Here is a 23,769-nt window from a genome sequence, read left to right on the forward strand (position 1 = left end):
CGATAGGATGGAAGTACCGGCCAGCGTCCATAACAGGCGTTTGCAGGGATGGGAGGGTGTTTTCACAGGGTTTTTATTAACTCTTTAAACACAAAAAAACATGTTGTCACACAACCTCGGCTACCCGCGCGTGGGGAGCCTCCGCGAGCTCAAAAAGGCCAACGAGCAGTTCTGGGCCGGAACGATCGACCGCGATGCATTGCAGAAGGTCGCCCGGAAAATCCGCCACCAAAACTGGGAAACTCAGCGGAATGCGGGCATTAGTCTCATTCCTTCCAATGATTTTTCGCTTTACGACCACGTCCTGGATACCTCGCTGATGATCGGCGCCATTCCCGCGCGCTACCACCAGCTGCTCGACGGCAAGTCCAACAGGGAGCTCGATCTCTACTTCGCGATGGCGCGCGGATACCAGAAGAATGGTCTGGATATCAATGCGATGGAAATGACGAAGTGGTTCGATACCAACTACCATTACCTCGTGCCGGAGTTCATAAAAAACCAGAAGTTCAGGCGGTATTCGGACAAGGCGTTGCTGGAATTTGAAGATGCATTACAAAAAGGCATTACTACCAAACCCGTGTTGCTGGGGCCGGTTACCTATTTATTGTTGGGCAAAGAAAAAGAGGCCGAGTTTGATCGTATCGATCTGCTGGACAATCTCTTGCCTGTTTACATATCCATATTAAAGGAGCTGGCCGGAAGGGGCGCCGAATGGGTGCAGCTCGACGAGCCGGGTTTGGTGCTGGATTTGAACGAAAAGGAAAAACTGGCATTTCTGAGCGCGTATCACCAGATCAGGGAGGCACTTCCTAAGCTGCGTATCCTCGTAGCGACGTATTTCGGGCCGCTGGAAGATAACCTGGCCATTGCTACGGCATTACCAGTGGATGCATTGCACGTCGATTTGACGCGCGGTGCGGAGACGTTGCCGCAGATTTTGGCCGATGAATCATTTGTGTTATCCACTAAAAAACTCTCGGTGGGCGTAGTCGACGGACGCAATATCTGGAAAAACGACTACCAAAAGTCGCTGAAATGGATTCGGGAAGCGGTGAATGTGCTGGGAGATGACCGGGTGCTCGTAGCGCCCTCGTCGTCGTTGCTGCACAGCCCTTACGATCTGGATTTGGAGAAAAATGAAGCGGTTCTCACGCCGGAGATCAAGAACTGGCTCGCATTTGCCAAACAGAAACTGACCGAAGTAACGACTTTGACAAGGCTGGCGACCATCGATTATGCGGGTGACAGCGCATTTGTTGACAATCAGAAAGCCATCGAAAGCCGCCGTACTTCGGCATTGATCCACAAGCCTGCGGTCATTGCACGCGTGAGCAAGGTGAGAGAAGCAGATTTTGAACGGCAGCATCCATTTAGCACCCGGCAAGCCATTCAATTGGAAAAATTAAAGCTGCCATTGTTCCCGTCGACCACCATTGGTTCATTCCCGCAAACGGATGAGGTTCGCCAGCTGCGGGCGCAGTTTAAGAAAGGTGCGCTTACGTTGGAAGATTATGAGGCGCGCATCCGGGAGGAAATCGTGGACTCGCTGCGGTGGCAGGAGGAGCTCGGGATCGACGTACTGGTGCATGGCGAGTTCGAGCGGAACGATATGGTGGAGTATTTCGGCGAGCAGCTTTCCGGTTTTGTTTTTACCCAAAATGGCTGGGTGCAGAGCTACGGCAGCCGGTGCGTGAAGCCGCCGGTTATTTACGGCGACGTGGAGCGCAGGGAACCTATGACGGTGAAATGGTCGTCGTTTGCGCAGGCCAACTCTGAAAAGCTCGTCAAAGGTATGCTTACCGGCCCGGTGACGATCCTGCAATGGTCGTTCGTGCGGGATGACCAGCCGAGGAAGGACACGACTTTCCAGATTGCATGGGCGATCCGCGACGAGGTGGTGGACCTGGAAAAGGCGGGCATTAAGGTGATCCAGATCGACGAGCCCGCCATCCGCGAGGGGTTGCCGCTCCGCAAACATGCCTGGAAATCCTATTTGAAATGGGCCGTCGATGCCTTCCGTCTGAGCGCTGCGGGTGTGGCCGACCAGACGCAGATCCACACGCACATGTGCTACTCGGAGTTCAACGACATTATCGATTCCATTGCCGCCATGGACGCCGACGTGATCACGATCGAAACGTCGCGGTCGCAAATGGAGCTGCTCGATGCATTTGCGCAGTTCAACTACCCGAACGAAATCGGGCCGGGCGTGTACGATATTCACTCACCCCGCGTACCGACGGTGGACGAGATGGTCGTGCTGCTCGAAAAGGCATTAAAAGTTATCCCGGCCCGCAACCTATGGGTGAATCCCGACTGCGGATTGAAGACCCGGAAGTGGCCGGAGACCGAAGCCGCTTTGCGTAACATGATTTCTGCGGCTAACTTGCTGCGCGAATCGGTCGAAGTGGCGGGTTAAAGCCTGCGCTGCGCGGTTAGGCATAGTCAGGTGTTGTCATGTATGGTCGGAAGTATCTGACCACACATGACGGCACCTGATAATTACCTGACTATTTCAACAGATCTGCATTCATTCCTGTTACCATTAAAGTATTTGCATTTTGACCCTGGAAGAAAGAATTTCCGCTTCGGAGACGCATGTTTTCAAAACCGTTTTCCCCAATAACACCAATCACTACGACACGCTTTTCGGCGGTACGGCGCTGTCGATGATGGACGAGGTCGCATTCATTGCCGCGACGCGCTTTTGCAGGCTCCGGTGTGTGACGGTATCGTCGGACCGTATTGACTTTACCCATCCCATTCCTGCGGGTACCATTATCGAGCTCGTCGGGCGTGTGGAGACGGTCGGTAACACGAGCATGAAGGTGCGCGTGGATATTTTCGTCGAAAAAATGTATGAGGAAAGCCGCGAGAAGGCGGTGACGGGAATTTTTACTTTTGTGGCGCTGGACGAGCACCACAAACCGACGCGGATTTTGTAGACCTTTTACCACAGGCAAGGTTTTCCCGGCCGAAGGGTAATTTGATAACCAGAGATTTTTGAGGGATAGTATGTTCAAGTATTCTAAATACTTGCCACACGCTATCCGATGAAGTTACGTTACACCCTGTTTTCCGGCATTTTTGCGCTTACGTTGCTGTTAATTACCGAGTTGCTGCTAAGGATGGGGCTGACGTTTTTTGGTTATCCATTCCTGAGGCCGGCAGATTACTTGTTTACGCGCTTCTACGATAACATGCAGGAGCTCAGGACGAAAGAGGTACGACGCGGCGGTCCGGTTAAAAGTGTCCTGATCCTCGGCGGCTCCGTGGTAAGCGCGCCCTTTTCTCACATGGAAAGCCGGCTTGACACCATTTTACGAAAGCATTACGGGCCGGGAGCGGATTTCGCATTCTACAACATAGCCTGTCCGGGGCATACTTCACTGGATAATGCATTGAAATACAGCTTGCTCGAAGACCATCGCTTCGATCTGGTGATCTATTACGAGGCCATTAACGAGAACCGGGCGAACAATATTCCGCCGGCGTTATTCAGCGACGACTATACGCATATGCGCTGGTACCACGACATCCACCTGCTGCGTGCGCATCCGGAACTCAACTTTACCGTCATTCCTTACTTAATACACATAGCGGCCAGTCACTTGCGCGACCGGCTCATTCACCAAACGTATATCAGCATGGAACAGGTTGATCCGCAGTTTGAGCAGTATGGCGCTGATATCAAAACAGGCGCATCGTACCGGAAAAACATGGAGCAGATCATACAAATCGCGCGAAAACGAGGCGATAGATTGCTGCTTATGAGTTACGCCTCCTATTTTCCTCCGCACGTCATACTGACTGGCGAGCAGCAAGATATGGATCATTTTGCAGGTTGCCGATTCGCGTCGCCGACGCTGATTTGGGGCCGGCCTGAGAATGTCAAAAAGGGAATCGACGTGCACAATGCAATTTTGAGATCGCTGGTGCGGCAATACCGGCCGATGTTCCTGGACATGGAAGCCCGCATGCCGAAGGAACAAAATTTGTTCTGTGATGTCTGTCATTTGAGCGAACCCGGTGCCCAGCGATTTGCCCATGAAATTGTAGAATTTATCATACGGCACAAAATACTGGAATAGCGAAGCGGGTGTCGTTTCTTCAAAATGCTTATCTTGCACGCCTTTTGAACGGTGAAGTGAGGTAAACTAGACATGGTATTTTAAACACGCTTGAATGAAAATTTTAGGTATTTCGGCTTTCTATCACGACTCGGCCGCTGCGCTTATTGACAATGGTGAAATCGTGGCCGCAGCACAGGAAGAGCGCTTCACCCGTAAAAAACACGACCCCGGTTTCCCCTCTAATGCAGTTGCATTTTGCCTCGAATACGGCGGGCTGTCCATCAACGAACTGGACGCGATTGTTTTCTACGACAAGCCGCTTTTGAAATTTGAAAGATTGCTGGAAACCTACTACGCTTTCGCTCCGAAAGGGGTACGCTCGTTTTTGACGGCAATGCCTGTATGGATCAAGGAAAAGATGTTCCTGAAACGGCTGATCAACGAAGAGCTGGAAAAGCTGGGATACGATAAAAAGAAGAAAGTGAAAATGCTCTTCCCGGAGCACCACTTGTCGCACGCGGCCAGTGCCTATTACCCCTCGCCTTACGACAAATCCGCGATCCTGACCATCGATGGCGTGGGTGAATGGGCAACGGCGTCCATTTGCCTGGGTGAAGGGAAGGATATCAGCATTCTCAAAGAGCTGCGTTTCCCGCATTCGCTGGGCTTGCTTTACTCCGCATTTACCTATTTTCTGGGCTTCCGCGTGAACTCAGGGGAATATAAACTGATGGGTCTCGCACCGTACGGTAACCCGTCGTCGCCGGACATTAAACGATACGAAGAAATTATACTGAAAGACCTCATCGACCTGAAAGAGGACGGCTCGGTTTGGCTTAACCAGGAGTATTTCGACTATGCTACCGGCCTGAAAATGGTCAATGAGCACAAATGGGAGGCATTGTTCGGTTTCAAAACCCGCCGACCGGAGGATGCGCTCGAAGCGGTGCATTGTAACCTTGGGCTGGCGATCCAGAACATTACCGAAGAAGCCGTGGTAAGAATGGCGAAAGAGGCCAAACGCCTTACCGGCGCCGATTACCTTTGTATGGCGGGTGGTGTCGCACTAAACTGTGTATCAAACGGTAAGCTCCAAAAGGCGAATATTTTCAAAGACATATTCATCCAACCCGCTGCCGGTGACGCCGGGGGGGCGTTAGGTGCCGCGCAAGCTGCATATCATATTTATTTCGGTCAGGACAGGAAGGTAACCTGGCACGCGGACGCCATGCGTGGCTCCTACCTCGGACCTACGTTCTCCGACCTCGACGTGGCACTGACGGCCAAGAAATACAAGGCCGTTTACACCCATTACGAGAATTTCAAAGACCTCGCGCAGGAAACGGCCCGTGTACTGGCGGAAGGCAACGTGGTAGGCTGGGTGCAGGGCCGGATGGAGTTCGGGCCGCGCGCATTGGGCGGGCGGAGCATCCTCGGCGACCCGCGCAATGCCGAAATGCAGAAGAAGCTCAATCTGAAAATTAAATATCGGGAGTCGTTCCGGCCCTTTGCGCCATCGGTACTGGCCGAGGATTGTTCGGATTACTTCGATTACGACGGTATTTCACCTTATATGCTGCTGGTCCATCCCGTGGCTGAGAGCCGTCGCAAGCCGGTGCCGGCCAATTATGGCTCGCTGGACTTGCGTGAGAAGCTTTATTTCGAACGCTCTGACCTGCCTTCGATCACGCACATCGACTATTCGGCGCGCATTCAAACGGTACATAAGGATACCAACCCGCGCTACTACGACCTGATCGACACGTTTAAGGCTATGACGGGCTATGCGGTGATCGTGAATACGAGCTTCAACGTACGCGGGGAACCGATCGTTTGCACGCCTAACGACGCTTACCGCTGCTTTATGCGTACTGAAATGGACTACCTCGTGGTAGGAAACTATATTTTCGACAAAAAGAAGCAGCCCGAGTGGCTGGAAAAAGATAATTGGAAGGAAGAATTCGTTCTTGACTAATCCTCTATCATTGAGCACCCGAAATAATGGCATCTAAAATTGTTACCAGTATCATCCGCATTCTGTTCCTGGGATTGCTGTTTGTGTTCCTTTTTTATCCGGACAAGTTTCACATCAAATTCGACTATCCGGGCTATCCGCAAAGCGACAGCTGGCACGTACGGCTCGCCAAATTCGCATTCTGGTTCCTGCTGATCATCGAAATCCTGCGCATATTCTATTACGGCGTAGTGAAAAGTAAGGCCAAAGGGCTGGTAGCCAACATCGTGACGATCGTGACGCCGCTGATTGTCGTGCTTATTTTCCTGGAAATCATCTTCATGTACGTGCCGCAAAGCCACGAAGGAGTGCTTTCGAAAGCGTCACAGATATGGTGGGAAAAGTACTGGAAGCCTGTGAATTCACTCGGCTACCACGATAAGGAGGTCCAGAATGAGCCCGGCAAGAAAAAGATACTCGTCATCGGAGATTCATTTGCGGCGGGGCATGGCCTGAAAGACGTGAACGAGCGCTTTTCAAATATGCTTGAAGCGAAACTGGGAGCGGATAAATACACCATTTATAACCTCGGCATGTCGGGCGCGGACACGCGCGACGAGGTGAAGCGCTTGCAGGATTTCCCCGTCAAACCGGACATGATCATTCTCGAATACTTCCCGAACGACATCGAAAAAGTAGGCCGCGAAAAAGGACTCACACTCACCGGAGCGGAACCGTACGCCGACCTCACCGGGCCGATGGCAACAGTCGTGAAGCGTTTTTATCTGCCCAATTTCATTTACTGGCAGCTCCCGCACACAGGTTTCAGCACATTTGAAAAATTCGTGCAAACCGCCTACACCGACACCACGGTCCTGAATGCGCATTTACGCGACCTGTCGGGCATGCTCGCTTACCGCGACAGTACCAAGGCGGAGATGTATGCCGTTTTCATCCCGTTCCTGTTCCAGGTTGACAAGAGCGCGGGTTATACCAAGCCTGTGGAACAATACTTGCAGTCGAATAACGTGACGGTGGTCGGTATTAACGATGGCGTGGTAAAAATACCTGAAAAAGAACGTGTTGTGGGTAAAAATGACGGCCACGGAAGTGCGGCGCTCAACCAGCTCATTGCGGACAGACTGTACCAGGCGATTAACAAACGGTAACTCATTATTAATGCACGCCGTGTGCATAAAAAGTATTTAAGTCTTACATTTGATTTTCTAAACACTATATTAAAATGGATTTTTTGACAGATTTGTTTGCATTTATGAAGGAGCGTAAAAAGTGGTGGCTCGCTCCGGTGATCATCGTCCTGCTCCTGATCGGCGTGTTGATTGTGATCGGTGGTGGTTCGGCCGTTGCGCCTTTCATCTACACCTTGTTCTGATCCTTTCAGTTCAAAAGCAGATCAATCCAGTTCCATTCGAAACCTTCGCTCGGTAGCATTGCAGCGTGCATTGCTACCGATTCCAATATTACCTTATCAAAATGAGTGAATCCGAAAAAGTCAAAGCGCAGCTCGTGATTGTGACCGGGCTGGTTGTTCTCTACTTTATTTTTAAATCCCAATATCCTTACTTCCTCATCGCCGCAGCAGCGGTGGGCATTCTGAGCATCGCGATCCCTGCAGCGGGCGATCTCATTGTGAAAGGCTGGTACAAGCTGGCGGAAGTGCTCGGGGCGATCAATGGTAAAATTCTCCTGTCGCTGGTGTTTTTCGTAGTCCTTTTCCCAGTGGCATTAATCGCGAGGCTGTCCAAAAAGAACCCGCTGCACCTGAAAAAGGAAGATTCAGATACCGTATTTACAGAGCGTAACCATAAATACTCCGCAAAAGACCTGGAACAGGTTTGGTAACATCCGTTCCGTCAGCGCGCTGGAAAATGTACTGATACGTAAACTTCGGAAGTTCAACATCCCATTCAATGAAAAAGGCCTGGTTTCAGGCCTTTTTTTTGCGGCACGCCCGCTCGTAAAGTAATTGCAGCATTCCGTCTTTCAGGCCCACGTCGGGAACGTGAATGACGCTTGCGCCTGCCCAGCGCATGGCCGAGGTATAAATGTCGCCCGCCGGCACGATCACGTCCGCGCGGTCGGGATTGAGTTGCAATTTGTTAATGCGGTCGGCGAGCGAGAACTGGTCGATATAGTTTCTCATTCGCACGATTTCATCCAGGCTCGTCGAGCTTTCCGTGAGTTTGGATGACAAATCGAAGAGCTTGTTGATATTACCGCCCGTACCCACCGCCTGGATAGGCTTGCCGTAATCGACATTCTGCTCGATCCATTCCTTGATCTTCATCCAGGCATTCTTGGATTCTTTACCTTCCAAAAGCCGAACAGAACCCAGTTTGAAAGATTTCGCATTGATTTTCTGCCTGTCCTGGTACAGGTTCAGCTCGGTACTTCCGCCGCCTACGTCGATGTGAATATACTGGCCTTCGCTCAGCGACTTTACGACCACATTGTTGACCAGTTCGGCTTCCTTCTGTCCGTCGATGATCTGGATGTGAATACCGGTACGCCGCTCGATATGGTCGCGGACGTCCTGGCCATTGGCCGCCTCGCGCATGGCGGACGTGGAGCAGGCCATAAAATCGTCGACCTCATGGAGTTCCATCAGCAGCTGATAGGCCAGCATGAGTTTCATCATCCGGTCTTCGCTCTGTGGCGTAATGCGTCCCTGTGTGAACACATCGTGTCCCAGGCGAAGCGGAAAACGTACGTATTCGACTTTCTTGAAGCGTGAAATGCCTTCGTCATGCAGAACGGAAGAGATCTGCATACGGGCACCATTGGATCCGATATCGATGGCTGCGAATTTCAAAAGCTCGTCAAATAGGGGAAGTTAATAAAGGCCAAAAATAGAGTTTCGCGGACAAGTTTCAATACCTGCCCGCGAAACTTCCTGCGTAAAAACTACATTTGACGGCCAATCTGGTACAATAGCTTCACTTTCAGGCCAGGTCCGGCGCTCTGTCTCAGCGGTGTACTCGCCTTGAAATAATTGAACCAGTAAGCCTCGGCCTGCACGACGATCGGGTGCCAGGTTTTCTCGACGCCCACTGCAAAATTCATGGAAGTAATCGCCGAAAGGTCCCCGCTTTTGGAGATCGTCTGGTTGAAGAATTCGTTTTTAGGGCCGCGGCAATCGAAAGAAATCGTTTCCCTGGACGAGAGCTTGATATTCGTTCCCATGCTCGCATAGTAGGCCCAATCGTCCTTCATTGTATTGCGGAAAGCCAGGGTAAGCGGCATTTGTACCACGCTCTGGTCGATTTTGATATTGTACAAGTTAAATATCAGCGGTACTTCGCCCGGGTGGGCCGTTTTAAAATCCCTGCGATTTTTCTCCCTGAAAACCGTTTCGTTGAAGAACTCGGCCGGTTTCACTTTCAGCCAGGTAATGCCCGCCGCAATAGAGAATTTCTTCTTGATAATGACTTCCCCGAGCACCGTTTTACCCGAACCATTCCCTTCTACCTGGTAGCCCGCACCGAAGCGATAAGGCGTTTTGAGCGGCAGTTTCGGGATGACACTCTCGGTTTGCGCCACCTGCTCGGCCTTCTTACCTGAAACAGGCGCTTTGGCGATCTGCATATGATTGGCAAGCAATGCTTTTTGGACCTGTCGGCTCGAAAGCTTGCCGGCGAGTTCATACTGCATTTTCCGTTTCAGGGAGGTGCCGGTATTCATTTCAATCGGGGCGTCGATGGATGCGATCTCGAAATGCGCATCGAACGTCCGCGCATTGCCTGGTGCTATCGGTGGATTGACCGCACTGCCGGAATGGGCATTCGCTCCGGTTGGCTGCCCTGCCCCGGCATATTGGCCTGAAAGCGTATTGCCTGCCAGGCCTTGCGCCGAAACCTGCGATGCACCGCCGGCATTGCCAGGAGAGACGGCCGATTTTTCGGCATTGACTATCCCGGCACCAGCTCCCGGTGCAGCAGCGCTGTTGTCAGCGAGCGGCAATGCAGGCCGGATCGTTCCACTTTCAGCAGGCCCTTCTGTGTAAGCTGCCGCGGAACCGGTTTCGGCGAGGTCCCCGCGCAATGGTTGCCGGAAGCGGCTCAGCTGTCTGTAAAGCTTGCTTGTACGGGCCGAGGCCTGCAAGCTCTGGCCGTCGGGCGCGGTTTGCAGCACATACACCGTATCCGTTTTCGCTACTTGTGCGGGCTGGTTGCGGATGACTTCGATCTGGCTTTGCAGGTTTTTCACATCCTGTACCAGATGGTCGTTTTGAGAGAGCTGGTTGACATACAAAAACGCCATCACCGACGTCACAGAAGCGGCGGCGGCGTACCCGATCCAGGAACCATACTGTTGCAGGAACGACGGCGGGGTGTGCGTTTGCATATGATTTTGCATGCGGGCCCAGTCCTGCTCTTGAAAGTCCGGTTCGATACTCTCTAATTTTCGACGTATAGTGTTCTCAAATTTATTAGTTTTCATTGCCTCTGAATGACTTAACGGCCCAATCACTTGGGAAGAGATGTGGGTAATATTGTTTGATCAAATGCTGCAAGCGGGCCCGGGCGCGAACATAATGCGATCGCACGGTCGCCTCATTGATTTGCAGCAGGTCTGCTATCTCACGATGATTGTAGCCATCCACCACGTATAACAAAAATACATTCTTATAAACTGGTTTGATCTGTTGGATCAGTTCCAGTATTTCCTCAGCAGTGATCTGGCTTATTACATCTTCATCGAATTTGGGATAAGGGGCGTCTTCCAGCGCGATCACATCTTCCGTATGCTTTTTGTGCTTCCGGTAATAGCTGATCGCCGTGTTCACCATGATCGTCCGCAGCCACGCCTTGAACGGGTGGTTGGGATCGTACTTTCCCAGGTTGTTGAATACTTTGAAAAATCCTTCATTCAAAACTTCCTCAGCTTCCTCGGTGGTGCCGGTGTAGCGCAGGCAAATGCTTTTAGAATAACCAAAATACTGCTTATATAAATGCCTCTGCGCCTGGTTATCCCCGGCAATACACGCCGCTACCACCGACTCAAAGTCGTTTTCGTTAAAAGATATTTTTCTTCTAAAAAGCAAGGTCAGGGTATCAAGTTGTCAGGGATAGAATTACTCTCATTGGATTACGTCCCTGCGCGCGTATCTGTTGCAAAAAATTACGAAAACTTTTCCGTGTTCGAAAACGCGGATAGTCACGAAAAAAATCGAAAAAAATGCATCAGCCATGCAACACGGGCTTTCCAGGGGGCGTAAAGGCAGATAACAGTTTGATACTTTCACAAAAACCCGTGAGTATATCATGAAAAAAGTTTCTCTTTTGCTGGTAGTGTTGGCAGGCATCTGGTTTACGGCCTGTCAGAAGAATAGCGAGTCGTTGGACCCTCAGACTGAGGCGGGTGATTTTGAAACGGTAGTGGAATCGGCAGCGAGGTATGCGGTATTGACCGACTCGGTGACCGTAGGTAAATGCAAAGGGAAACTGACGGAAGTGGCAACGGCCGACCTGCCCGCTGCGGTAACCGCTTACATCGACAGTGCTTACGCGGGTTCGGAGATTAAATATGCGGCAAAAGACCAGTCGGGCAAGATTGTTGTAGCGATCACGCTGGCCGACGGAACGGTAAAAGGGTTGTTCTTCGATGCGAACGGCGCTTTCAAAGCGGAGCTGAAACAGCATGTGCACAAGGCGAAACTGACCAAAATCGAAGCGAGCGCATTGCCGGCGAATGTGACGGGCTACATTACCTCCAACTACGCGGGAGCGGAAATCAAACTGGCCGGTACGAACGATACCGGGGAATATTATGTAGGAATATTGGTAGATGAGAAAGTGAAAGTGCTCCTATTCAATGCCGACGGATCGTTCAATAAGGAACTGGAAAAACCCGTGGGACGGGGCCATAAGAGACATTAACCGATCGTACTGATCAACAAGATATTTTGTTAGGGGTGAGTTGGAATACGGTGCTGGATTTTCCGGGGCCGTATTTATTTTTTAGAGGGCAGCATTTCCAGCGCTGACGAATTTTTGATCTCACCCATGACAAACAGGCTGTGCGTGCTGCCGATATTTTCCAGCGATCCGAGTTTTTGCATTAAAAACTGCTGGTACTGCGACATATCGTCTACCACCACTTTCAGCAAAAAATCATAATCTCCCGAAATATTGAAGCATTCCATTACCTCGGGCATGGCCAGAACGGCTTTTACAAACTTCTCGCCCATGCTTTTCGAATGCTCTTTCAATGCGATGTTGCAGAAAGCCATGAGCTTCTTGCCCACCTTTTCGCGGTCGATCAGCGCGACATACTTTTTGATGATCCCCTCTTTTTCCAGCCTGCGCACGCGTTCATACACAGGCGTGTAGGAGAGGTTCAACTTTTCCGATAATTCGCGTGTTTTCAAAGTAGCGTCCTGTTGCAGCAAATGCAGGATTTTGGCGTCGATATCGTCCAGATTATGCATAGATAGAATATCTTTATTCAACTCGAGATGGCCTCGAAGATAGATAAATAGTTTAGATGCGTCAGAAGTTCCAGACTTTTAATCTGAATTTTTTCATTTTATTGAATAAAACATCTATTGACTTAAATTTGCTGATTCAGAAAGCATGTGCTTTTCCGGCGAAACGATCATCAGTTATTTAAAACACATATGGTAGCAACTCAAAAAGCAGATATCCGCGAAATTCTCAAAAACCGTATTCTGGTACTGGATGGCGCTATGGGTACGATGATCCAACGGTACAAATTGGAGGATCACGACTACCGGGGAGAACGGTTCAAGGACTGGGCCCAGGATGTGAAGGGCAACAACGACTTGCTTTCACTGACGCGTCCTGACGTTATCAAGGAAATTCACGCCGCCTATTTCGCGGCAGGGGCGGATATCGCCGAAACCAATACATTTTCAGGTACAACCATCGCCATGGCCGACTATGGGATGGAAGCGCTCGTTTACGAATTCAACTACGAATCGGCGCGGCTGGCCCGCGAGGTGGCCGATGAATTTACGGCCCGTGAGCCGCATAAGCCGCGTTTCGTGGCCGGTTCCATTGGTCCTACCAACCGTACCGCATCGCTTTCGCCGGACGTGAACAACCCCGGTTTCCGGGCGATCAGCTTCGACCAGCTGGTAGAAGCCTATTACGAACAGGTAAAGGGCCTGACCGACGGCGGTAGCGACCTGCTGCTGGTGGAAACGATTTTTGATACACTTAATGCCAAAGCGGCCCTATTTGCGATCGACCAGTTCTTCGCCGATGCCAAAGCCGGTAAGGTGGAACATTTGCCATCCTGGAAAATCGAGCCGGGCCAGGCATTGCCGATCATGATTTCCGGAACGATCACCGATGCTTCGGGACGGACGCTCTCGGGACAAACTACCGAGGCATTCCTGACGTCGGTATCGCATTTGCCATTGCTTTCGGTGGGGCTTAATTGTGCGTTGGGGGCCGATCTGATGCGTCCTTACGTGCAGATTATGGCCAAAGAATCCCCTTTTTACACATCTGCACACCCCAATGCGGGTCTGCCGAACGAAATGGGCGAATACGACCAGACCCCGGAGCAGATGGGCGAAATTATCGACGGGTTTTTGAGGGATAACCTGATCAATATCATCGGAGGCTGCTGCGGTACCACGCCCGATCACATTCGCGTGATCGCCGACATTGCCGGCAAGCACAGCCCGCGTACATTGCCCGAATCGGAAACGGTGATGAAGCTTTCGGGGCTCGAACCGGTGAAAATCACTGCGCTGACCAACTTCGTGAACATCGGGGAACGCTGCAACGTGACCGGTTCCAAAAAATTCGCGCGCCTGATCCGCGAAAGCAAGTACGACGAAGCGCTCAGCATCGCGCGCGAGCAGGTGGAGAGTGGCGCACAGGTGATCGATGTCAACCTGGACGAGGGTATGATCGACGGCGTGGAAGCGATGAAGACATTTGTGAACCTGATCGCCTCCGAGCCCGATATTTCTAAAGTGCCTTTGATGATCGACTCTTCGAAATGGGAGGTGATCGAGTCGGGTTTGAAATGTGTGCAGGGAAAATCCATCGTGAACTCGATTTCGCTCAAAGAGGGGGAGGAGAAATTCAAAGAATCGGCACGTACGGTGCTGCGCTATGGTGCGGCTACCGTGGTGATGGCATTCGACGAGCGGGGCCAGGCCGATAACTACGAGCGCCGCATTGAAATATGCGAACGCGCCTACCGTATTCTCGTGGATGAAGTGGGTTTCCCGGCCGAGGACATCATTTTTGACCCAAATATCCTGACCGTCGCGACGGGAATGGAAGAGCATAACAACTATGCCGTCGACTTCATTCGAAGCGTGGCGTGGATCAAGGAAAATCTGCCGCATGCGAAGGTCTCGGGCGGGGTTTCCAACGTTTCATTTAGTTTCCGCGGTAATGAGCCCGTGCGTGAAGCCATCCACACGGCGTTCCTGTACCATGCGATCAAAGCGGGAATGGACATGGGTATCGTGAATGCCGGTCAGATCGGTATTTATGATGAAATACCGAAAGATGTTTTGGAACTGGTGGAAGATGTGTTGCTCAACCGCCGCCCTGATGCGACGGAACGCCTCGTAAGCTATGCGGAGACCGTAAAAGACAAGGGTAAAACCCAAAGCGGGCCGGACCTTTCGTGGCGCCAGCTTCCGATCAAGGAGCGCATTTCCCATGCATTGGTCAAAGGTATTTCCGACTATGTGGACGAAGATATCGAAGAGTGCCGTCACCTGTTCGCACGCCCTTTGGAAGTGATCGAAGGGCCGCTGATGGACGGCATGAGCATTGTCGGCGACTTGTTTGGAGAAGGTAAAATGTTCCTGCCGCAGGTCGTGAAATCGGCGCGGGTAATGAAGAAGGCCGTAGCGTATCTGCAACCATTTATCGAGGCCGAGAAGAGTGAAGGAGGTTCATCTGCCGGGAAAATACTGCTTGCGACCGTAAAAGGAGATGTGCACGACATTGGTAAAAACATTGTAGGCGTCGTACTCGGCTGTAACAACTACGAGATCATCGACCTCGGCGTAATGGTACCGACCGACAAGATCCTCGCAGCGGCGCAGGAGCACAATGTTGATATTATCGGTCTTTCGGGCCTTATCACGCCGTCGCTGGACGAAATGGTAGGCGTGGCGAAAGAAATGGAGCGCCGCAGCATGAAAATGCCGCTATTGATTGGCGGGGCTACCACTTCCCGCATTCACACGGCCGTGAAAATCGATCCGAATTACTCGGGACCGGTGATCCACGTGCTCGACGCGTCGCGCTCGGTGCCGGTAGCAGGTAAGCTCATTCAAAGCCAGCAAAGCCAGGCGGAAGTTTTGGCAGATATTAAAGCCGAATATGCGAAGCTGCGGGACGACCATTCGAAACGCGGTGGTGAAAAAGCGCATGTAGCCATCGGTAAGGCCAGGGACAATAAAGCGAAGATCGATTGGAGCACATTCAAGGCAGTGAAACCGCAGTTCCTGGGCACACGCGTCTACGACGAATATGATCTGGCGGAAATTGCGAAGTATATCGACTGGACGCCATTCTTCCAGACCTGGCAGCTGCACGGCAAATACCCGAAAATTTTCGAAGATAAGGTAGTAGGGCAGGAAGCGACGAAGTTGTTCGAGGACGCGGCAATTCTGCTGGGCGAAATCATTCGTGACAAAACCCTGAAAGCACGTGCGGTAATAGGTTTCTGGCCGGCCAACTCGATCGGGGACGACATTGTGCTGCACCATTTCGATGAAGAAACGAAAGAAGTGGCGTGCGAACGCCACGGCTCGCACCAGCATATTGAATACAAAATCAGCAAGCATGGCGTAGAAAACCTGAACGCGGGCGAGCTGGTAGCGGATACCGCCGCGGTACTGCACCATTTGCGTCAGCAAAGCCAGAAAGCGGCCAACTTGCCGAATTACTGCCTCTCCGATTTCGTCGCGCCCCTGGAATCCGGCCATGTCGATTACATTGGAGGCTTCGCGGTAACGGCCGGCGTGGGTATCGAGGCATTGCTGGAAAAATATGAAAAAGATCACGACGATTACAACAGCATCATGATCAAGGCATTAGCCGACCGTCTGGTGGAGGCACTCGCGGAATTGATGCACGAAAAAGTGCGTAAGGAGCTGTGGGGATATGCCAAAGACGAAAGGCTCACCAATGAAGAGCTCATTAAGGAGGATTACAAAGGGATCCGACCGGCGCCTGGCTATCCGGCCTGCCCGGACCACACCGAAAAGCGGCATTTGTTCGATTTGCTCGGTGCGGAGGAGCTGGGTATCACTCTCACAGAGAGCTTTGCGATGTATCCCGCAAGCAGCGTCAGCGGCTGGTATTTCTCGCATCCGGACAGCCGGTACTTCCCGGTGGGCAAGATTCACAAGGATCAGGTTGAGGATTACGCGCGGCGGAAAAATATGCCTTTGGAAGAGATCGAAAAATGGCTATCGCCGGTGCTCGCCTATTGATGCAGCATTATTTGAAAAATACAAAAGGAGAATAGTTGATTACTATTCTCCTTTTTTTGTGCCCAAAATATAATTTTTTTAACAGAAAGGCGTAATTAGGTGGTATGCCGCGGTTTAATCAGGTATTTATACGCTATTTTCTCAAAATTTTACAGCGGATATTTGCATTACTTAAGTGAGAACTTAATAGTTTATTAGCCATGAAAAGAAATATCTCTGTCTTCATTCTCCTTATCCTGCTGGCTTCGTCCTTTAAATACAGGACGAAAACCAGGGAAACATCCCAGCCAGTCATCACCGCAGGTTACGACAGCCCGGTTTCCCGTAAACATGCCTTAAAGCCCACGCTCGACGCGGCCATTGCCGATCTTCAAAAAGCAAACCAGGAAATGGCAAAAGGTAATCCGGCATTCCTCAAAACCCTATGGTCGCATGAAGATGACGTTACTATCTTCGGCGGGGTAGAAAATACGGATTCGAAGGGATGGAAGGCCGTCGAAGCCAGTCTGAATACCGCGGGCCAGACTTCTGTGCAGGATGTAGTCTACACTTATGAAAAAGTAGCCAGCCAGGAAGGCCCGATGCAGGGTTACCTGATCCAGAAGGAACATTACCGCTTCGCCGACGGTCGCAAAGCCGATTTGCATGTTACCGTCCTTTTCCGGAAAGAAAACAACGTCTGGAAAATCGCTCACCGCCAGGCCGATCCGATCACGCTGGTAGCAAAATCAGACAAAACGGTTAAATAATTGCCTCTCTTCCTGATATTTTGAGTTAGTTGCGACCATGCGACTAATTTGTTGTTATTTTGCACCTTTGGTTTAAAAGTGACAACAAACTACGCATGGAGAGATTTACAGGATTGCTGGGTATCGTATTGATCCTGGGCATTGCATTTGCGATGTCGAACAACAGAAAGGCCATCAACTATCGTACCGTCGCCGTCGGGCTCGGCCTGCAATTCGGGCTCGCAGTTTTCATCCTCCGAACCGACATCGGCCAGCGGGTTTTCCAATGGCTGGGCGAAAAAGTCCAGAAATTGCTCTCATTTTCTGATAAAGGCGCCGATTTCGTATTCGGCACATTGGTAAGGCCCGAACTGATGCAGCGGGCATTCGGGCCTGGCAACGACTTCGTTTTCTTCTTTAAAGTAATCCCCACCATCATTTTCGTCGCCGTTCTGGTAAATATGCTTTACCATTTGGGCATTATGCAGCGCATCGTGTCCGTCATCGCGCGCGGCGTATACTGGCTCATGGGCGTGAGCGGGGCCGAGGCGCTTTCGAATGTGGCCAGTACCTTTGTGGGGCAGGTCGAAGCGCAGATTATGATCAAGCCCTACCTGAAAAACATGACGAATTCGGAACTGATGGCGTCGATGACGGGGAGTTTCGCATGTATTGCCGGCGGGGTAATGGCAGTTTACATTTCACTCGGCGTACCCGCACCTTATCTGATCGCCGCCAGTTTGATGGCCGCACCCGGCGCATTGGTCATTTCAAAAATCGTTTTTCCCGAAACCACGCATTCCGATACGAAAGGAATGGTGAAACTAGAAATTCAGAAAACCCACGCGAACCTGCTCGACGCGATCGCCGCGGGTGCGGGCGAAGGGTTGAAAGTAGGCTTCAACGTGATCGCGATGCTGATCGGTTTCATCGCATTGGTAGCATTGCTGGATTATTTGTTGGGCTACATAGGCGGGATTTTCTCTTTCCCGCAATTGAGTTTCAATTTTATACTGGGTAAAATATTCTCGGTTTTCGCATGGGCAATGGGCGTTCCTGCCAAGGATATCGAAGCGGCTGGCTCATTAATGGGTACTAAAATGGTGATCAACGAGTTCGTGGCTTACCTCGACATGGTGAAGCTCAGAGACACGCTCGACCATAAGACGATTGTTATCACCAGCTTTGCATTGTGCGGTTTTGCCAATTTCAGTTCCATTGCCATTCAGGTAGGCGGGATCGGCGAACTGGCGCCGTCACGGCGGGCCGACCTGGCTCGTTTGGGTTTTAAAGCATTGATTTCCGGTACTTTGGCTTCCTATATGTCGGCTACGCTGGCGGGGTTGCTTTTGTAAGTATCCGGCATTGATTTTTGGGCAAAAAGGGCGCAGGATGTGCCCTTTTTGTCGTTTGGGCTGTTGCCTTTTCCACGCAAGTTTGTTTTTTTGGCACGAATCTTTCCAACAGCCCGCTAATCAACATCCGGAAACCGCATTCACACATTTACTATGAAACGCATCAAACTCTTCGGGTCTTTGCTAAAAGACAGTTTCAATGAATTTCTCAACGATAACGGCATGAAACTGAGCGCGGCGTTATCGTACTACACCATATTTTCGTTGGCTCCGATGCTGCTGGTCATCATTTCGGTTTTCAGCATTTTCTTTGGCCGCGACGCGATCCAGGGCGAGCTTTTCGGGCAGATCAGCGGGCTGGTAGGTGCCTCGGCGGCTTCTCAGTTGCAGGAAATCCTCAAAAACGCCGAGCTATCCAATAAATCCGGTATGGCCGCGGCGATCGGGATCGCTACGCTGCTGGTCGGTGCCACGGGAGTATTTGCGGAAATGCAGGATTCGATCAATTTCATATGGGCCATTAAGTCGAAACCTAAGAAGGGCTGGCTGCAATACCTGAAAAACCGGCTGATCTCCTTCTCGCTGATCCTCACGCTGGGCTTCCTGCTCGTCGTCTCGCTGGGAGCGAGCGCGGTGGTGGATTTGCTTAGTTCCCGTTTGGAATCGCTATTTTCGGAAGCATCTGTCGTTGTTTTTTACATTGTCAATCTCGCATTGGTATTGTCGATTATCACTGCGTTGTTCACGGTGATTTTCAAAGTACTGCCCGATGGCGATCTGCGCTGGAAAGAATGCATTGTAGGTGCCGCATTTACGGCGATACTGTTCCTGATAGGGAAATTTGTGATCAGTTTTTACCTCGGCCAGTCCGATCTCGGCGCCGCATACGGTACATCCGCGTCGATCGTGATACTGCTGACCTGGATCTATTATTCTTCCATTATCCTCTATTTCGGGGCGGAGTTTACCAAGTGTTACGCACGGCTGGACGGCGTAGCTATTGCGCCTAACAAACACGCGGTGCTCATCGTGCGCCAGGAGCTGGACCAGAAAACGGGCGTGGAAGTTACCGACTAAAAAAGGCCCGCACATTTGTGCAGGCCTTCAAAAGAGGTATTGGAATGAACTATTAGCGGATCACGAGCTCGAACGGCATTCTCGTTTGCATTCCGCCCATATTCATCAATTTCTTGTACATTTTCACGTAAGGAGCGAGGTCACCCATTGCTTTGTTGGTGGCCTTTTCTTCGTTGTCGCCCATCACTTTACCAATCAGCTCGTCAAGCGGTCGCTTTTTTTCCGGGTAGAAGCGTACGCGGTAGTCGCCTTCCTGCAATTTCGCCGCTTTGGCAGCGATTTTGATCGCATCGTCCACACCGCCGAGCACGTCTACCAGGCCGTTTTGCTTCGCTTCCACGCCCGACCATACACGCCCCTGCGCGAGGCTTTTCAATTTTTCGACCGGCATTTTGCGCCCTTCGGCAGCTTTGCGCGTGAAGGTTTCATAGCCTTCATTCACGCTCTTCTGGATCATCGATTTCTCGAATTCCGTCATTTCGCGGGTAGCGGTAGGCCAGTCTGCGTGCGGGCTGGTGCCTACGCCGTCGAAGGTAATACCAAGCTTGTTGTTCATAAAGTCGGTGACATTGAATATCAGTCCGAAAATGCCGATGGAACCGGTGATCGTATTGGGTTGAGCCACAATGGTATTGCAACCCATTGCCATATAATAGCCGCCGGAAGCCGCCACGTCGGACATGGACGCGATCACTGGTTTCTTCTTCGCGGTAAGCTGGATTTCACGCCACATGACATCCGAGGCTAGTGCGCTGCCGCCCGGGGAGTTAATGCGGATGACCACCGCTTTGATCTTATCGTTTTCACGGATTTCTTTCAGCTCTTTCACAAACTTGTCGGAACCGATGTTACCGTCGCCGCCATCGCCGCTGGTGATTTCACCTTCCGCCACGAGTACACCGATTCGTTTGTTGAAATCACCTTTTTCAACGGAGCTGGCCCCATCCAGGTATTTGCTCACGCCCACATAGGTAATCGATTTGTCCGTTTCGACTTTCAATTCTTTTTTCAACGCGGTTTCCAGTTCGTCCTGGTAGCCGAGGTGCGTTACAAATTTGTATTTCAATGCAGATTTCGGATTTTCGACGGCCAGGGAATCGGCGAGGTTTTTCAGTTCATCCACAGGGATGTGGCGGGATGCCGAAATGTTTTTGAGGAAATTGTTATTGATCGCGCTGATGAGTTCGATGGATTGCTTCTTGCTGGCCTCGCTCATATCCTGCCGGGAGAACATTTCGATGGCGCTTTTGAACTCGCCTACCCGGAATACCAGCGGCTTGATTTCCAGTTTATCAAATGTGCCTTTGAAGAAGCTGTACTCGGCCGAGAGCCCGTTCCATTCGATACCGCCGGCGGGATTGAGGTAAATTTTATCGGCTACCGAAGCGATGTAATAGCCTTTTTCGGAATAGCTTTCACCGTAAGTAACGATGAATTTCTTTGATTTTTTGAATTCCAGCAGCTGGTTGCGGATTTCTTCCAATGTGGCCCAGCCGGCGTCCGGCCCTTCCGTTTTGAGGTAAATACCTTTGATTTTATCATCATTCTGCGCGCTCTTCAATGCATCCAGAATGTCTTTCAAGCCTACCACCGTTTCTTCCCCGCTGAACGGAATGCCGAATTCTGATAACGGATTGTCGACACCCACTTCCTTGATCGGCTGATTGAGGTCCAGTCTCAGGACCGATTTTTCAGAAATTACAACTTTTTCATCCGAAGAAAATAGGGCACCGATGGCACCAATGATAAAAAAGGAGAGGAATACGAAGAGGATGAGGCCTACGAATGTCGCAAGGACATATTTAAGGAACTGTAACATAATCTATTGCTAATGGATTTCGTCTCTATAAGTTGATCAAGGAACAAAATTACGTATTAATTGTCGCGCTTTGTCGATGAAATAATGTCAAAAGGTCGTTTGCGCACATTAAGTGGTTGAAATAACCGCTCCAATTTTTCGGCGCAGACGAGCGGTTTTACAATAGCAGATTATTTACTTTTGGAGAAAAAACCAGCAAATGAAAAAGACCCTCATTTTAGTACGGCACGCGACCGCCGAAGACCAGAGTTTCAGGATTAAGGATTTCGACAGGAATCTTAACAGCAAAGGTTTGTCGGAGTCGCTGGCGATGGGGAAATGGCTGGTCCGGGAGGGGGTAAAGCCCGATATTTTTGTGTCGAGCCCGGCGTCGAGGGCGATCAAAACGGCGGAAATCATTGCAGGACAGTACAAGCTTTCGGTGGATGCAATCGAAACGCAGTCCGGCATTTACGACGGTGGACCGCGCGCGTATCTTCAAGCCGTCACAACGGTATCCGAAAATCATTCGGTATTGATGCTTTTCGGCCATAATCCCGACATTACCTATTTTGCGGAATACCTGTCGGGCGCCAGCCTCGGTTCCATGAAAAAGGGAAGCGTGGCAATTATTGAATTTAAAAACCAGAAATGGGAGGAAATATCTGCGAAAACGGGCGACCTCGTACTGTACAAAACGCCGAAGCAGGTAAGAGAAGAAGATGAGTGAAATGGAGCAGCCAAATCGTAACAGAAAGCTATTTATCGTTGTTTTTATCGCTTTTGTAGCCTTGTTCGCGTACATCTCGTACGACATGTCCAGCCGCACCACGGCGCCTTGGAACAAGCCGAAGCAACTCAAACGCGCCTTGCCCGGCGCCACGCCGGACGCCGACTCGCTGAAACTGGATTCTCTACTAAAAGATGTCGAGAAATAGCATCAGCTCCGGGGGTGGAATTCGGTGATGATCTGCCGAAGGTAATCCCTGTCCAGGTGCGTGTAAATCTCCGTCGTGGTAATGGATTCGTGCCCCAGCATTTCCTGCACGGCCCGTAGACTGGCGCCGCCTTCGATGAGGTGCGTGGCGAATGAATGCCGGAACGTATGCGGGCTGACGTTTTTGTGAATCCCCGCCTTTTCCGCCGTGTCCTTGATCATCAGGAAGATCATCACCCGCGAAAGCTGGCCGCCCCGGCGGTTCAGGAACACGATATCCTCGCTTCCCTTTTGCGGAGCGATCTCGCCGCGAATGTGGTCGAGGTAGATTTGCGTGTATTTAATGGCCTCTTTCCCGATCGGTACCAGGCGCATTTTGTCGCCTTTCCCGATAATCCTGAGAAAACCAATGTCGAAGTGGCAGTTGGTCAGCTGCAAGTCCGTGAGCTCCGAAACGCGCAGGCCGGAGCTGTACAAAACCTCCATAATGGCCCGGTTCCGCGTGCCCTCGGGCGTAGAATGGTCGATGGCGCTCAGCATGGTTTCGATTTCTTCATAGGAGAGCACATCGGGCAGTTTGCGCGGCAGGCGGGGGGATTCGAGCAGCTCGGTAGGGTCCTCGGTGATTTCGTTTTCCAATAACAAATATTTGAAAAACGCCTTGATGCCCGACAGCATCCGTGCCTGCGAATGTGCCGCAAGGCCCAGCTCTGCAATGTATTTCAGGAAGGCCGACAAATGCACTTCCTGTACGCGGGCAGGAGAGAGGTCGAGCTTTTGCAGTTCCAAAAATTCTTCCAGCTTTTCCACATCCCGCACGTAGGCTTCCACGGAATTGCCGGAAAGCGAGCGTTCGAGGCGGAGGTAATTTTTAAAATGTTTGATGTAGCTTTGCCACATTGCGTAAGAAGAAATGATTAATGCTACAAAGCAAATGAAAAAGATATTGATCCTGAACGGCCCTAACCTGAATCTTTTGGGCAAAAGAGAGCCCGGCGTATATGGTAACCAGTCTTTCGAAGATTATCTCGAAACGTTGAAAGGCACTTTCCCGGACCTGGAACTGCATTACTACCAATCGAACCACGAAGGCGCGCTGATCGACAAAATCCACGAAGTTGGGTTCTCGTTCGACGGGATCGTGATCAATGCCGGCGGCTATACGCACACTTCCATCGCCCTAGCCGACGCCCTTTCTTCGGTAACGACGCCCGCCGTAGAAGTCCATATCTCGAACATCCATGCACGGGAGTCGTTCCGCCACCACAGCTACCTCACGGCGCGGTGCAAGGGGATGATTTGCGGATTGGGGCTGAAAGGGTATGAATTGGCGATCCGATATTTTCAATGATTGAATGATTGAATAGTCTTTTAAGTTA

General features: G+C 51.1%; 21 protein-coding genes. 15 read left to right on the plus strand and 6 right to left on the minus strand.

Features of this window, described 5'->3' with window-relative positions; translation table 11 throughout:
• The first annotated feature begins 100 nt into the window (after window positions 1-100).
• From metE to H144_RS0102470, 7 genes are all read left to right on the plus strand, one after another.
• The gene (gene metE, locus H144_RS0102440) at window positions 101-2,422 is read left to right on the plus strand and encodes a 5-methyltetrahydropteroyltriglutamate--homocysteine S-methyltransferase (protein ID WP_019940441.1); all 2,322 of its coding nucleotides are present in this window, start codon (window positions 101-103) and stop codon (window positions 2,420-2,422) included.
• A 142-nt stretch (window positions 2,423-2,564) separates the two neighbouring features.
• Window positions 2,565-2,948: an acyl-CoA thioesterase gene (locus tag H144_RS0102445; RefSeq protein ID WP_019940442.1), complete on the plus strand. Its 384-nt coding sequence runs from the start codon at window positions 2,565-2,567 to the stop codon at window positions 2,946-2,948.
• A gap of 108 nt (window positions 2,949-3,056) precedes the next feature.
• Window positions 3,057-4,094, plus strand: a complete 1,038-nt coding sequence (locus H144_RS0102450) for an SGNH/GDSL hydrolase family protein (protein ID WP_019940443.1) — start codon at window positions 3,057-3,059, stop codon at window positions 4,092-4,094.
• A 94-nt stretch (window positions 4,095-4,188) separates the two neighbouring features.
• The gene (locus tag H144_RS0102455) at window positions 4,189-6,051 is read left to right on the plus strand and encodes a carbamoyltransferase family protein (RefSeq protein ID WP_019940444.1); all 1,863 of its coding nucleotides are present in this window, start codon (window positions 4,189-4,191) and stop codon (window positions 6,049-6,051) included.
• Window positions 6,052-6,077: 26 nt separating this feature from the next.
• Window positions 6,078-7,199: an SGNH/GDSL hydrolase family protein gene (locus tag H144_RS0102460; RefSeq protein ID WP_019940445.1), complete on the plus strand. Its 1,122-nt coding sequence runs from the start codon at window positions 6,078-6,080 to the stop codon at window positions 7,197-7,199.
• 74 nt (window positions 7,200-7,273) lie between these two features.
• Window positions 7,274-7,423 (plus strand): DUF5989 family protein, encoded by a 150-nt coding sequence (locus H144_RS34540; RefSeq protein WP_015812275.1) that lies wholly within the window; start codon window positions 7,274-7,276, stop codon window positions 7,421-7,423.
• Between the two features lie 101 nt (window positions 7,424-7,524).
• Window positions 7,525-7,893, plus strand: a complete 369-nt coding sequence (locus tag H144_RS0102470) for an SxtJ family membrane protein (RefSeq protein ID WP_019940446.1) — start codon at window positions 7,525-7,527, stop codon at window positions 7,891-7,893.
• Window positions 7,894-7,978: 85 nt separating this feature from the next.
• On the opposite strand, the gene H144_RS0102475 is transcribed toward H144_RS0102470, so the two are convergent.
• From H144_RS0102475 to H144_RS0102485, 3 genes are all read right to left on the minus strand, one after another.
• A complete protein-coding gene (locus tag H144_RS0102475; protein ID WP_019940447.1) occupies window positions 7,979-8,863 on the minus strand; it encodes a Ppx/GppA phosphatase family protein in 885 nt (294 codons plus the stop codon).
• Between the two features lie 92 nt (window positions 8,864-8,955).
• Window positions 8,956-10,395 (minus strand): hypothetical protein, encoded by a 1,440-nt coding sequence (locus H144_RS0102480; protein WP_229207829.1) that lies wholly within the window; start codon window positions 10,393-10,395, stop codon window positions 8,956-8,958.
• A gap of 85 nt (window positions 10,396-10,480) precedes the next feature.
• Window positions 10,481-11,095 (minus strand): RNA polymerase sigma factor, encoded by a 615-nt coding sequence (locus tag H144_RS0102485; protein WP_026350354.1) that lies wholly within the window; start codon window positions 11,093-11,095, stop codon window positions 10,481-10,483.
• A gap of 220 nt (window positions 11,096-11,315) precedes the next feature.
• Between H144_RS0102485 and H144_RS31325 the strand changes: the two genes are divergently transcribed.
• Window positions 11,316-11,930, plus strand: a complete 615-nt coding sequence (locus H144_RS31325; protein ID WP_019940451.1) for a PepSY-like domain-containing protein — start codon at window positions 11,316-11,318, stop codon at window positions 11,928-11,930.
• Window positions 11,931-12,004: 74 nt separating this feature from the next.
• Here the strand turns inward: H144_RS31325 and H144_RS0102500 are convergent, their stop codons facing one another.
• Window positions 12,005-12,481: an Lrp/AsnC family transcriptional regulator gene (locus H144_RS0102500; protein ID WP_019940452.1), complete on the minus strand. Its 477-nt coding sequence runs from the start codon at window positions 12,479-12,481 to the stop codon at window positions 12,005-12,007.
• Between the two features lie 189 nt (window positions 12,482-12,670).
• Between H144_RS0102500 and metH the strand changes: the two genes are divergently transcribed.
• From metH to H144_RS0102520, 4 genes are all read left to right on the plus strand, one after another.
• The gene (gene metH / locus H144_RS0102505; RefSeq protein ID WP_019940453.1) at window positions 12,671-16,495 is read left to right on the plus strand and encodes a methionine synthase; all 3,825 of its coding nucleotides are present in this window, start codon (window positions 12,671-12,673) and stop codon (window positions 16,493-16,495) included.
• Window positions 16,496-16,695: 200 nt separating this feature from the next.
• Window positions 16,696-17,244 (plus strand): nuclear transport factor 2 family protein, encoded by a 549-nt coding sequence (locus H144_RS0102510; RefSeq protein ID WP_019940454.1) that lies wholly within the window; start codon window positions 16,696-16,698, stop codon window positions 17,242-17,244.
• A gap of 95 nt (window positions 17,245-17,339) precedes the next feature.
• Entirely contained in the window at window positions 17,340-18,578 is a 1,239-nt protein-coding gene (locus H144_RS0102515; RefSeq protein ID WP_019940455.1) for a NupC/NupG family nucleoside CNT transporter, read from the plus strand.
• Window positions 18,579-18,731: 153 nt separating this feature from the next.
• Window positions 18,732-19,655 (plus strand): YihY/virulence factor BrkB family protein, encoded by a 924-nt coding sequence (locus H144_RS0102520; protein WP_019940456.1) that lies wholly within the window; start codon window positions 18,732-18,734, stop codon window positions 19,653-19,655.
• Window positions 19,656-19,707: 52 nt separating this feature from the next.
• Here the strand turns inward: H144_RS0102520 and sppA are convergent, their stop codons facing one another.
• Window positions 19,708-21,474: a signal peptide peptidase SppA gene (gene sppA, locus H144_RS0102525; RefSeq protein WP_019940457.1), complete on the minus strand. Its 1,767-nt coding sequence runs from the start codon at window positions 21,472-21,474 to the stop codon at window positions 19,708-19,710.
• A 199-nt stretch (window positions 21,475-21,673) separates the two neighbouring features.
• Here sppA and H144_RS0102530 point away from each other — a divergent pair, with 199 nt between their 5' ends.
• Window positions 21,674-22,183: a SixA phosphatase family protein gene (locus H144_RS0102530; RefSeq protein ID WP_019940458.1), complete on the plus strand. Its 510-nt coding sequence runs from the start codon at window positions 21,674-21,676 to the stop codon at window positions 22,181-22,183.
• A 1-nt stretch (window position 22,184) separates the two neighbouring features.
• Window positions 22,185-22,391: a hypothetical protein gene (locus H144_RS0102535; RefSeq protein ID WP_308425736.1), complete on the plus strand. Its 207-nt coding sequence runs from the start codon at window positions 22,185-22,187 to the stop codon at window positions 22,389-22,391.
• 2 nt (window positions 22,392-22,393) lie between these two features.
• On the opposite strand, the gene xerD is transcribed toward H144_RS0102535, so the two are convergent.
• Window positions 22,394-23,290 (minus strand): site-specific tyrosine recombinase XerD, encoded by an 897-nt coding sequence (gene xerD, locus H144_RS0102540; RefSeq protein ID WP_019940460.1) that lies wholly within the window; start codon window positions 23,288-23,290, stop codon window positions 22,394-22,396.
• A 34-nt stretch (window positions 23,291-23,324) separates the two neighbouring features.
• Between xerD and aroQ the strand changes: the two genes are divergently transcribed.
• Complete coding sequence (gene aroQ, locus H144_RS0102545) at window positions 23,325-23,741, plus strand: type II 3-dehydroquinate dehydratase (RefSeq protein WP_026350356.1); 417 nt, start codon at window positions 23,325-23,327, stop codon at window positions 23,739-23,741.
• Window positions 23,742-23,769 lie beyond the last annotated feature (28 nt).

The organism is Dyadobacter beijingensis DSM 21582 (assembly GCF_000382205.1).
Taxonomy (GTDB): Bacteria; Bacteroidota; Bacteroidia; order Cytophagales; family Spirosomataceae; genus Dyadobacter; species Dyadobacter beijingensis.